Below are 12,270 nucleotides of genomic sequence, written 5' to 3' on the forward strand. Positions count from 1 at the left end.
GTGGCGCGCTCCTATGAAGCTGATCGTCTTCCGTTACGCGCGGAAGGTCGTGCGGTCGGTGCCTGAGTAGAGGGCCTTGGCCGACCGTTCGACGGCCTCGCGATGGGTGGCGAGCGCCGCCGCGTCGAGATCGGCCTTTGGCGCGGGTTCGGGATCGAAATTTCCATAGGGATCGCGTCCGCGGACCAGGGTTGCCGAATCCCGCACCTTGAGCTGGCGGACATGGGGCGGGATGTAGCGGAGCGCCAGCCCGATGCGGCGGTCGTTAGTGGTGTTCGGCCCCGACGCGTGGGCCAGCAGCACATGGTGCAGGGACATCTCGCCGGCCTTCAGGGCGACGTCGACGCCGGCGCCCTCCGGCACGTCGACGGCGATCTCCTGGCCGCGGCTCAACAGGTTGTTCTCGTCGAACGTGTCGCGGTGCTCGAGCTGGTTGCGCATGTGGCTGCCCGGCCAGAACCGCATCGCGCCGCTCTCGACCGGTGCATCGGCAAAGGCCACCCAGGCGGTGATCACCTCGTCGGTGCTGAGGCCCCAGTAGGTCGCGTCCTGATGCCATGACACGAAGGAGGGCGACCGCGCCTCCTTGATGAAGAAGGTGGTGCTCCAGCAGAGGATGTCCGGCCCGATGACATCCTCGACCGCGTCGAGGATGGCGGGATGGCGCGCCAGCGCATTGGCCCAGGTGAAGAGCAGGTGCACCTTGTGGCGCATGTTTCCGGCGATCGGTCCGCCCGTCGCACGCTCGTGCTCTTCCAGGCGGTCGCGGCAGGCCCGCGCCTCCTCGGGCGACAGGACGCGGACCGGGAAATGGAAACCGTCGCGGCAATAGCGCGACACCTCGTCGGCAGTGAGACGTCCGGCCATGAGACCTCCACCGTGCTGGGAAGGCGAGTCTGGCGGGCCTTCAGGCCGCGCGCAAGAAAATGAAGACCATAGCTAGATGTCGCCCAGGGCCGGAGGGGGCTGCCGGTTGCGGCGTCTGGCGATCCTGCCGCGTCTGCCGGCCCTGTCGCTCCTGGGCGTGCTTGGGGGCTCCCTGACGAGCGCCTCTTCGGCCTCCCGCAACGCCTGGCTCAGGCGCTTGTTGTCGGTTTGAGCGACCTGCTCGGGGAAGTCGGCTCTGACGACGTCGAGATAGGCGCGCGCCGCCGTCTCGCCCTGGAGATCCTGGATCAGGTGCATCTTCGAAAGGGCCATGAAGAAGCGACGGGCCGGATCGGCCGATCTCTGCATCGCTACGCTGGCGAGGCGGAGTTGTTCCGCAGACGGCATGCCGTTGTCCAATTCATCCACGACCGCCTGGGGAATCTCCTTCGTGCACAGGAAGACGGCGCTCGAGCCGATTTCCCCGACGAAATCGAAATATGCCGACAGGGCTTCCTGATGGGTCTTTATCCAATGCAGCCCTTCGTAGAAGTAGTCCTGCTGGATCACGATGGACCGCCCGGGAATCAGCTTCGGATAAAGCATTCGCACAGCACGAAGGCAGAGGCGTTCCGTCTTGAGGATGTCGAGAAACAGGATTTCGACCGGAGAGTCGGGAATGGCGGCGCGGTTGAAATCGCCAATGCGAAGATCGACGAGGTCCTTCACGGGCTCGAGGTTGCGGCGCAGTTCGGGTTCGAACGACTCCCCCCGTTCAGCCGAAAAGGCGAGGCCATGGCTCTTGAAGAAGTCCGGCATGTTGGGGTTCACGATCGCTCTCTCGAACGAAACGATCGGCTGCGGCCAGGCTCGCACGATCTCTTCAAAGCCGGGATTCGAGCGAACGCCTTCGCCGAAGCAGCGGGTCGATGCGCCGAGGAAAATCCCGGCGTCCACAATGATGCCCTTGCCGGCGTAGTAGCGGCTCGCCAGGCCGAAGAGAAACTGCTTCTCCGGAACGGACATCATCGACGGGGTGTCGAGGCTGGAGAGCGGAGTCGAATTGACCAGGTGCGAGAAAGCGGCGCTCAAACGCGTCATCTGTAGCGGCCTGGTGGGTACCAGAAGCTCAACCTCCGGAGAGGGCGCCATCTGTTGATTTTGTCGATTGGTTCGCACCGCTGCGGCAGCCGTCGCCACCCTCCCAAGGAGCTGCTTCGCCGCGTCCAGTAACGCCATGACCACTCCCGGGCTGATGTGAGGCCAATCTGCCACTGCCCAGTCGACTGGTGCAACCAGCTCTCAGAACAGCTGTAAAAAAGCGAAAACCATCGCGGCGTACATCGCCGAGATGAAAGCGGCGCCCCGGAGGTTGATGCGCAGCTTCCGGTCTGCTGCGGGCCGCAGCCACCAACCGAAATGGCCGGCGATCCAGGGAACGAGGAAGCCCGTCAGCGCCACACTCACGATGTTCCCCAGGAACAGGGAGACGGCGAACGGCAGATGGAGCGTCCGGTCGAGGAGGGGTGTGCCGACGAAGATCCCGAACAGCATGACGATCGGGTAGAGCATCAGCAGGACCAGCATGTTCATCTTCCACACCGGCAGGGGGGCCTCGCCGGGGGCGCTGTCCCTGAACCACTGTTCGAAGCCGGAACTGGCGACGCGGGCATGGAATTCGTCGGTGAGCAGCGCGGCCTCCTCGATGAGCGCCTTGCGCACGGACGAGCGGAGCCAGGCCTGGAGGTTGGCCTCCGTATCGAAGCGCAGGATGGCGACGTAGTCTTCCTGTACGCCGGGCACCGGCGGTTCGAAGCGATAGCCCTGCAGGCCGGGCGCCTTCGACTGGGCGGCGGCGATCTTGCGCTCCCAGGCGCGATACTCGGCTTCCCTGCCGGGCTTCACGCGTGTGGAAATGATGGTTGAGACCGGCGCCGGCTTGATGCCCGTCGCCTCGTCTTGGACGATGTGCACGTCGTCGCGGCCGACCAGCATCGGCGCCGCACCCTCTATGCGCTTCTGGCGATCGGCCGATCCCAGCCAGCGCTGCGCATCGGCGAGGCTGGCGAAGCGCTGCAGGATCACCCAGTCGACCTGGAGCGGCGGGTTGGGCGGCAGGAGCCGCTGCTCGATGAAGCCGGGAAAGTGCTGGATGAAGTTGCTGGTCTCGCCCTGCCAGCGCGCGAAATCCTCGTTGCGCTCGGGCCGCACGCAGGTCTGCGTCACGATGCTGACGCTGCGTGCAGGCCCGGGCGTGGCGACGCTCACGACCTCGCCGCGAGCCTGGCGAACAGCCGGTCGGGCGTGAACGGCAGGTGGGCGAAGCGCACGCCGGTCGCATCGGCCAGGGCGTTCGCAACGGCCGGGGCGACCGGATTGATGCCGCACTCACCCTGGGACTTGGCGCCGAGCGGGCCGATCGAGTCGACGGTGTTGGCGAAGAAGATGTCGGTGTGGGGCGTGTCGGCGTAGGCCGGGATGCGATAGTTGCGCAGCTGCGGATTCACCATATGGCCGTCCTCGTGGACCATGTTCTCCGTCAGCGCCCAGCCGTAGCCCATGGCCACCGCGCCGTCGAGCTGGCCGCGGCACTGCATGGGATTGATCGGGAATCCGATGTCGGCGGCATGCACGCTGTGCAGGATGCGGATCTCGCCGGTGACGCGATGCACCGCCAGCCGCACGCCCTGCACGTTGAAGGCGATGGTGCGCGGCGACAGATAGGCCTTGCGGACGACCGCGAAACGATGGTCGACCGCGGCGCCGGCGGCGTGGAGCTCGCTCAGCAGGATCCGTTTGTTGCCGCAGACGACGGCATCGCCGTCGAGGCGGCATTTCTCCGGATCGGCGCCGGTATGGCGGCTGGCAAAGTCCAGGATGTCGGCGTGCATCGCCTGGGCGGTGAGATGGACCGCCTTGCCCGCGACGACCGTGCCGGTGCTGGCGAAGGTGCCGGTGTCATAGGGGGTGCGGTCGGTGTCGGCATTGACGATGGCGATGTCTGCGGCGCGCACGCCCATCACCGAGGCGGCCATCTGCTGGTGCGCCGTGACGATGCCGTTGCCCATCTCGCACGAGCCGACGGCCAGGTGATAGGTACCGTCGGCGAGCAGCTTCATCTCGGCGCCGGAGCGATGCTCGGTCGGCGGCCCGCATTCCAGCATGGCGAGGGCCACGCCCGTGCCCTCGGCCCAGTGCTCGCCGTCGGGCCGGGCGACGCCATTGCCCTTGGCCAGCTCGCGCTCGACGATGTCGAGACACTCGGCGATGCCATGGCTGCCGAAGCTCGCGTCACTGGGTTCGGTCCAGATCGATTCGACGTTCTCGCCGGGCTGCACGACGTTCCGGCGGCGCATCTCGATCGGGTCGATGCCGAGAAGGCGCGCCATCTCATCGATAGCGCATTCGATCGCGAAGGTCGTCTGCGACGCGCCGTAGCCGCGGAAGCCGCCGCCCGGCACCATGTTGGTGTAGACGGCTTGCCCTACGCCCTTCTTGTTCCGGCAGCGATAGGCGGCGATCGGGCTCGCCATCGCCGCGGCCAGCGTTTCGCTGCCATGGTTGCCGTAGGCGCCGGTATTGGACACGACGCGCACGTCCATGGCGGTCAGCGTGCCGTCCTTGCGGGCGCCGATCCTGACATGCGTCGTCATCTGGTGCCGCGTGGTAGCGCCCACGAACTCGTCCTCGCGCGTCCATTCCCATTTCACGGGACGCCCGAGCTTCATCGTGGCGAACAGGACGAGGTCTTCCGAGACCATCTCCTGCTTGCCGCCGAAGCCGCCACCGACCCGCTCGGTGAAGACGTGCAGGTCGCGCGCCGCGAGGCCCATCAGGTAGCAGAGCTTCTTGTGGGCGGTGAAGGGCCCCTGTGAGCTCGTGCGCACATGCCAGCGCCGGTCGTCACCCTGCCAGGCGATCGAGCCGTGGGTCTCGAGATGGACGTGCTGCACGCGCGACGTCGAATAGGTCTGCTCGTGGATGGCATCGGCTTTCTCGAAGCCCTTCGCCACGTTGCCGATCTCGCCCTGGAGGGTGCAGTAGATGTTGCCGTCGTGGGTGGGGACATTCTTGCCGTGGAGGAGGGGCGCCCCCGGCTGCATTGCCTGGACCGGATCGAAGACCGCCGGCAGCAGCTCGTACTCGACGCGTAGCGCCCGGCAGCCGGCTTCGGCAGCCGCCTCGCTCTCGGCGACCACGGCCGCGATGCGCTGCCCGACGAAGCGCGCGACACTGTCGAGCATGTAGGTGTCGTCGGGATCGACGAGATGATCCTCGTGCAGCGCCGTGCTGTAGAGGCGGCGCGGCACATCTTCCCAGGTATAGACGGCGACCACGCCGGGCACCGCCAGCGCGGCCGTCCTGTCGATCTCGAGAATGCGCGCATGGGCGTGCGGCGAGCGCAGCACCTTGAGATGGAGCATGCCCTCCATCGCCACGTCCATCGTGTAACGGGCCTTGCCCGTAAGGATGGCGTCGGTGAAGGGATTGGGCAGGCTGGCGCCGCACGCTTTGCCCGCGACGTCGGCCTCGATGTTGGATTTGCCGTTCAGCGCGTCGGTGATCGAGCGATATCCGGTGCAGCGGCAGAGGTTGCCCTTCAACGCGTGCGGCAGGTCCGCCTTCTGCTCCTCGCTGAAGGTGGCCGTCGTCATGATCATGCCCGCCGCGCAGAAGCCGCACTGGAAGGCCTGCGCATCATGGAAAGCCTTCTGGATCGGATGCATCTCGCCGTTGGTGGCGAGGCCCTCGATGGTCGTGATCTTGCGGCCCTCGGCGCGAAAGGCCGGGACGAGGCAGGAATGAAACGGCTTGCCGTCGATCCACACGGTGCAGGCACCGCAGTCGCCGGCATCGCAGCCCTTCTTCACGCCGAACACTTCGAGATCGCGCAGGAAGGTACGCAGGCACTGACCGGGACGCGGTTCGGCCGCATAGAGATGGCCGTTGACTTCGAACCTGCTCATGCCAGTTCCGCGCGGATCTGTTCGGCGAAGTAGTAGGTGATGTGGCGCTTGTAGGCGGCCGAGCCGTGGACGTCCTGGAAGTAGCCGTCCGGTGACAGCCGCTCGTCGATCGCCCGGTGGAGCTCCGCGGCCGTCGGCGTGCACTCGAAGCGAAGATGTACGGGTCGCGGCGTCGCGGCCGTGACGGTCAGCAGGAAGTCCGTTCCGTCCTCGTTGACGGTGGCGATAATCAACGCGGCAGAGCGTCCGAGATGGGTGAGCGACATCTGCCGCATGGCGTAGCGCTTGGTGAGCGCCGCCGCGGGCAGGTGGATCGAACGCAGCAGCTCACCCGGCTGCAATACGTTCTTGTGGTTGCCGATGACGAAGTCGACCACGGAAACGGTTCGCGGCGCGCCGTCGCGCGGCCACAAGGTGCAGACACCCTCGAGGGCGACAGTGAGCGAGATCATGGCGCCGGCCGGCAGCGACATCACGATGTTACCGCCGATCGTCGCGGCGTTCCAGATCTTGAAGGACATCAGGAAGGCGTCGATGCAGTCGCGGAAGAGGGGCACCGCCTTCCATTCGGCCGGGCCCTTGAAGGCATGCAGGTCGGCCACGCGACAGGTCGCAGCGATCTCGAGACCTGCAGGCGTCGCGGTGAGTGGCGTCCAGCCCAGCGAATCGAGGTCGATCAGCGTGTCTGTGGCGACCTGCGGCTCGGAGAAGAGCCAGGTGCCCCCCGCCAGCCACGCATAGTTCGGTCGCCACGGGCCGATCTCGTCGGCAGAAGCCGGCCGCTTCACTTCCGCGATGGTGTTGAGGTTCATCGAGGCATCAGTCCTTGTAGACCTCGACGGTCTGCATCATGCCCATCTCCTCATGGTTCATCATGTGGCAGTGGAGCATGAAGACGCCGGTGTAATCGAGGAACCGCGAACGGAAGACGACGCTGCCGCCCTTGCGTTCCACGATGACGGAATCGCGCCACAGCAGGTCCTTCTGCGGCACGCCGTTGATCTGCGTCACCTGGAAGGGATTGGTGTGGATGTGGAAGACGTGATCGTCGTGCTCGTGCGTGTTGACGATCGTCCATTCCTCGACCGCGCCCAGCTTCACCCGCTGGTCGATGCGGTTCGGGTCGAAGCTCTTGCCGTCGACGAAGAATTTGAATTCCTGCCAGTGGCCGGCCGCGTCGGCTTCCGGCGAGGTTGCCGAGAAAACGAGGGTGCGACTGCCCGTGAGTTCGCTGTCCTTGATGTCTTCCAGCGGCGGCTTGGGAAGGCGCGTCGGCAGCTTCATCGGCATCGGCTCGCCGGCGACGACGACACGCGCCACGGGACCGACCGGAGAAGGATGGCCCTGGTCGTAGGGCAGGGCGCGGAACTCGTAGGTTCCGGGCGCGCCCGCCTGCACGAGGATGTCGGCGCGCTGGCCGGGTGCGAACAGGAGCGTCTTCAGCGACTGCATGTTGCTCAAGGCGATGCCGTCATAGGCGATGACATTCAGGTCATGCTTCTCGAGTTCGAGCAGCATGTCGTCTTGGTACTGCGAGCCGACCAGACGCCAGCGTTGCACCTCGCCCGGCTGCATCTCGATCGTCGGCCGCCGCTGTCCGTTGACCGCGATGAAGCGGGTCGCCGTCTCGGGAAACAGGGTCGAGAAATTCTCGATCATGCCGAAGGCGTCGAATACGACCTGCGACATGAGCATCACGCGCTCCTTCGCGGCGGTGATCTCCGGCACGTCCGCGAAGTCGCCCTCGACGATGATGGCGCCCGACATGCCGCTCGCCATCTGCACGTCGGCCCCGCCGTGATGGTGCGGGTGGTACCAGTAGGTGCCGGGCGTATGGTCCTTGGGCAGCGTGATCTCGATGTCGTACTTCTTGCCCGGCACCATCGAGCGCATGACGTTGTCGGCAATGCCGCTCGGGCTGCAATGCGCGCCGTGGAAATGGAAGTTCGTGTTGTTGAACTGGTGCGGGATCGCCATGTTCGCGGGCATCGGATCCCGGTTGGGCGGGAACTCGTTGGTCAGCCTGATCTTCAGCGTCTCGCCGGGCTTCATGCGCAGCGTGGGACCGTAGGGCGCGCCCTCGTAGCTGCGCAGGTAGAGACGCTGGCCGCCGATATCCTTGTATGCGTAGCGGCAGGACAGCGTCGTCTGCAGCACGCCGTCGACCGAGCGCCGCACCTCGGGCTCGGCCAGGGGCCGATCCATGGCCGGCGGGGCGGGTTCGACGACCGGGCCGGGATCGAGGCCCATGGCGGAGTGATCGTGCTGCGGCCGCGGCGCGGGGCGCGGTTGCGCCTGGGCCTGCTGCACGGGCGTCGGGGCCGGCGAGAGGTCCGGCGCATGATGCTGGTGCTGCGCTTCAGCCGTTCGTGACAGCAGCAGGGAAGCACCGAGTGCGGCGCCGCCGTTCAGCAGGTGCCGCCTCGGCATGCCCGTTCTGGCCGGATGGTGATCCTCGATCCCACCCTGTCGTGAAGTCTTTTTCATGTGCCCCCAACCCGCTCCCCGCAGAACACTACCATTTTCGATCACGGCATGCAGGCCGCTCAATCGATGACCTCAGTCGCACGGGCGGCCAGGGACGGCGGCATGGCAAGGCCCAGCGACCGTGCCGTCCCGCTGTTGATGATCAGCTCGACCTTCGTCGTCAGGTCGAATGGCATGCTGGCCGGCTTCTCGCCTTTCAATATGCGGGCGGCGTACAAGCCGGCATGGCGGAAACCCTCGGCATAGCTTTCGCCATAGCTCATCAGGCCGCCGGCCTTCGGAAAAGCTTCCTGAATGAAGATGCCGGGAATCCTGTGGCGCAGCGTCTGTGCCGCCAGGTCGGCGATGGTCGCGTCATCGTCGAAGAAGGGATGGGCGGCAATGTCGAGTGCGCCGATCTTTTGATCGACGATCGTTGCAAGCGCCGCATCAATGCCGGCGCGACTGTCCACCTTGAAGGCGACGAGCCGCCGACCGAGCGCATGGGCTGCAGCCTCGATGCTGGCAGCCTGCTCCTCCGTCACGGCATTCGAGTGCTGCGGTCCGGTTCGCAGGTAGGCGATGGATTTCGCCTGTGGCGCCATCGTGGTCAGCAGCTTCACGCGCTCGGCGGCATATTGCCCGGGCAGGATCACACCCGTGATGTTGCCTCCCGGCCGGTCGAGATTTGCAGCAAGCCCGAGTTCGACCGGATCGGAGCCGAAGGCGAGGACGATGGGGATGGTCGAGGTCGCACCCTTTGCCGCAACGGCCGCTGCAGAACCTCCGCCGACGATGATGATCGCGGGATCGCTCGCAACCAGCTCGGCGGCCAGCGCCGGCAGGCGGCTGAAATCGTTGGCGGCCCAGCGATAATCGAACGTTACGTTCTGGCCGTCGACGAAGCCGGACTCCCGCAGGCCCGCCTTGATGCCGGCAACGGCACCCGCATCGCCATCGGGCTGGTTGCCGTGCAGGAAGGCGATCTTCTGGATCTTGCGCGGCTGGGACCATGTCGTCTGTGACCAGGTTGCCCCCGCAATGACGGGCGAGGCCAGAAAAAGGCGCCGCTTCACTCGACCGTCTCCATCTCGCTCGTCCCTGCCCGGAACTGCACCGTGACCTGCAACGCGTCGTCAAGGCACCCGGCGGATCGGGCGCCAAAGCCGGCGTCAGGATGTAGGTAAAGGTGGGCCGCAGGAACGTCGAGGCGAATTACGCCGAAGCCATGCAATCGGAGGCCGGAACGGGGGCAGGCCGGCCGGCGCGGCAGGATCGACGCCGCGGGAGCGATGCCTCGCTTGCGGCATCGTCCCTGGCGCGGCCACGCGACAGGCCATTGCGGTCGCGCAGCGCTCAGGCAGGAGCCTTTGTCAGGCTCGTGCCGGAAGGAACTTACTTCGTGAGGATCAGCTTCTCGGACGCCGTCACGCGCAGCCGGTAGGTGCTGGCGCCGTGGCGGATGATGAGCTCGCGGCGGCCGGCCATGAGCTGGCTGCTGTCGATGCTGGCGGCGTCGCGTTCCGGCTTCGCGCGGGAAAGGTCACCTGCGGAATGCAGCTGCATCGTCTGGTCCATCTTGGCCTCGCTTGGTTGGTTGCAAATCACTCGCATTTGCAGACTAAACGCGGGCGATGTCAATGGCGAAGCGAGGCCAGGAGGGGAGATTTTACCGGCCGGTGAAGGCGGGCAGCTGGTGCGCCGTCACCGCCGGAGCGACGCCGTCGAAGCGCTCGATCTCGACCAGGCAAGTCTGCGCGATGCAGCCCTGGCTGAGTTTCGAGGCGCCGATGTCGAGCGTCAGCGCGTTCGGGTTGCCGTGCTTCTCCAGCGGCGTGTTGGAGCCCGAATCCTGCGGATCGAACCAAGCGCCGGTCGACAGCCGGACCACGCCGCGGCGGATGCGGTCCGACAGTCGGGCCGAGGCAAGGCAGGCGCCGCGGTCGTTGAAGACGCGCAGCAGGTCGCCGTCGGCGATGCCGCGCGCGGCGGCATCTTCCGGATGCATGGTGACCGGCTGGCGGCCCTTCACCTTGGTCGCCTTGGCGTGCGGGCTGTGGTCGAGCTGGCTGTGCAGCTTGTCGGTCGGCTGGTCCGACAGCATGTGCAGCGGATAGCGCTCGGCGGTCTTCGAGCCCAGCCACTCGATCGGCTCCATCCAGACCGCATGGCCGGGGCAGTCGTCGTAGCCGAACGAGGCAATCTTCTCGGAGAAGATCTCGATCTTGCCCGACGGCGTCCGCAGCGGATGCGCCGCCGGATCGACGCGGAACTTCGCGAGCATCACCGGGTCGGTATTCTCGCCCGGGACCTTGGCGATGCCGGCTTCCCAGAACTCCTCGAACGAGGGCAGCTCCACGCCCATCCTGGCCGACTTCTCGCGGCTTTCCTCGTGCATGTGGACGAGCCACTGCATCGCATCCCGGCCCTCGGTGTAGACCTCGTCGGCGCCGAGACGGCGGGTGATCTCGGAGAAGATCCAGTAATCGTCGCGCGCCTCGCCGATCGGCTCGCGCGCCTTCTTCATGGCGATCAGGAACGGCTCGCGGCGCGCGTAGCCGATATCGTCGCGCTCGAGGCCGGTCGTGGCGGGCAGGACGATGTCGGCCATCTTCGCGGCCGGCGTCCAGAACTGCTCGTTGAAGATGATGGTCTCGGGCTTGGCCCAGGCGATCCGCAGGCGGTTGAGGTCCTGGTGATGATGGAACGGATTGCCGCCGGCCCAGTAGATCAGCTTGATGTCGGGATAGGTGAGCTCCTTCCCGTTGTACGGGACCTTGCCGCCCGGATTGAGCAGCATGTCGGTGAAGCGTGCGACCGGAATGAAGTCGGTGACCGCGTTGGTGCCCTGCGACAGCGTCGGGCCGGACAGCAGCGGAGAGGTGCTGCCCATGCCGTTGGTCGGGCCGTAGCTCGCACCGAAGCCGCCGCCCGGCAGGCCGATCTGGCCCAGCATGCAGGCGAGCGTCACCAGCGCCCAGAAGGGCTGCTCGCCGTGATGCGAACGCTGCAGCGACCAGTTGATGTTCACCGTGGTGCGGGTCGCCGCCATTTCGCGCGCGAGCGCGCGGATGCGCACGGCGGAGATGCCGGTGATCTTCTCGGCCCATTCCGGAGTCTTGTCGGCGAGCGACGGCGCGAACTTGTCGAAGCCCACCGTACAGCGGTCGAGGAACTCCCGGTCGTAGAGCTTCTCGGTGTAGATCACATGGCAGAGCGCCAGGATCATGGCGGCGTCGGTGTTGGGCCGGATCGCCAGCCATTCGATGTCGCCGCCGGTGTCGAGGTCCTCGGCGGTCGGCGTGATGTTGATGAAGCGCACGCCCTTCGCGCGCATGCCGTAGAGCCCGTCCTTGAGGCGATGCACCATCGCGCCGCCGGCGCTGATCTGCGCGTTCTTGTGCGGCGCGCCGCCGAAGGTGACGAACAGCTTGCAATGGTCGGCCAGCACGTCCCACGTGGTGTGCATCGCCATCAGGTCTTCCATGCTGGCCAGGATGTGCGGCATCAGCACGCGCGCGGCCCCCAGGCTGTAGGAATCCTGGTGGCGGACATAGCCGCCGAGGGCGTTCAAGAAGCGATGGACCTGGCTCTGCGCGTGATGAAAACGCCCGGCGCTCGACCAGCCGTAGGAGCCTCCGAAGATCGCGCGGTTCGAATGGACGTCCTTCACGCGCTTCAGCTCGGCGGAGACCATGTCGAGCGCCTCGTCCCACGGCACTTCGACGAAGGGTTCCTGACCGCGCTTGTCGCTGTTCGCTCCGGGGCCTTTCTCCAGCCAGCTCTTGCGGAAGGACGGCCGGCGCACGCGCATCCGGGCCACTTCGTCGGACAGCATGTGCAGACCGATCGGCGACGGATCGGGATCCTTGGAGAAGGGATGGAGCTTCGTCGCCTGGCCCTTGTCGTCGTATTCGACTTCGTAGACGCCCCAGTGGGCGGCGGTCAGGGTACGCTGATGGGTCATGGC

The 12,270-nt window shown here is 66.2% G+C and carries 9 protein-coding genes; all 9 read right to left on the bottom strand.

Going from position 1 to position 12,270, the window contains the following annotated elements; genetic code table 11:
• Positions 1 to 33: 33 nt before the first annotated feature.
• The 9 genes from AC1ROX_RS16405 to AC1ROX_RS16445 all read right to left on the bottom strand — a co-directional run bounded on the left by AC1ROX_RS16405 (position 34) and on the right by AC1ROX_RS16445 (position 12,267).
• Entirely contained in the window at positions 34 to 867 is an 834-nt protein-coding gene (locus tag AC1ROX_RS16405) for a phytanoyl-CoA dioxygenase family protein (RefSeq protein WP_493127000.1), read from the bottom strand.
• 72 nt (positions 868 to 939) lie between these two features.
• The gene (locus tag AC1ROX_RS16410; RefSeq protein WP_493127001.1) at positions 940 to 2,106 is read right to left on the bottom strand and encodes a hypothetical protein; all 1,167 of its coding nucleotides are present in this window, start codon (positions 2,104 to 2,106) and stop codon (positions 940 to 942) included.
• A gap of 63 nt (positions 2,107 to 2,169) precedes the next feature.
• Positions 2,170 to 3,135: an antibiotic biosynthesis monooxygenase gene (locus AC1ROX_RS16415; RefSeq protein ID WP_493127002.1), complete on the bottom strand. Its 966-nt coding sequence runs from the start codon at positions 3,133 to 3,135 to the stop codon at positions 2,170 to 2,172.
• Entirely contained in the window at positions 3,132 to 5,834 is a 2,703-nt protein-coding gene (locus AC1ROX_RS16420; RefSeq protein WP_493127003.1) for a molybdopterin-dependent oxidoreductase, read from the bottom strand. The genes AC1ROX_RS16415 and AC1ROX_RS16420 overlap by 4 nt, the downstream gene beginning before the upstream one ends.
• Positions 5,831 to 6,646: an FAD binding domain-containing protein gene (locus AC1ROX_RS16425; protein ID WP_493127004.1), complete on the bottom strand. Its 816-nt coding sequence runs from the start codon at positions 6,644 to 6,646 to the stop codon at positions 5,831 to 5,833. The genes AC1ROX_RS16420 and AC1ROX_RS16425 overlap by 4 nt, the downstream gene beginning before the upstream one ends.
• A 7-nt stretch (positions 6,647 to 6,653) precedes the next feature.
• Complete coding sequence (locus AC1ROX_RS16430) at positions 6,654 to 8,264, bottom strand: multicopper oxidase family protein (RefSeq protein ID WP_493127005.1); 1,611 nt, start codon at positions 8,262 to 8,264, stop codon at positions 6,654 to 6,656.
• 116 nt (positions 8,265 to 8,380) lie between these two features.
• Entirely contained in the window at positions 8,381 to 9,376 is a 996-nt protein-coding gene (locus AC1ROX_RS16435) for an ABC transporter substrate-binding protein (protein ID WP_493127006.1), read from the bottom strand.
• Positions 9,377 to 9,695: 319 nt separating this feature from the next.
• Positions 9,696 to 9,878, bottom strand: a complete 183-nt coding sequence (gene hemP, locus AC1ROX_RS16440) for a hemin uptake protein HemP (RefSeq protein WP_493127007.1) — start codon at positions 9,876 to 9,878, stop codon at positions 9,696 to 9,698.
• A gap of 91 nt (positions 9,879 to 9,969) precedes the next feature.
• Complete coding sequence (locus tag AC1ROX_RS16445) at positions 9,970 to 12,267, bottom strand: molybdopterin-dependent oxidoreductase (protein ID WP_493127008.1); 2,298 nt, start codon at positions 12,265 to 12,267, stop codon at positions 9,970 to 9,972.
• Positions 12,268 to 12,270: the final 3 nt, after the last annotated feature.

It is taken from the genome of Reyranella sp. GW821-FHT14A01 (assembly GCF_058803965.1).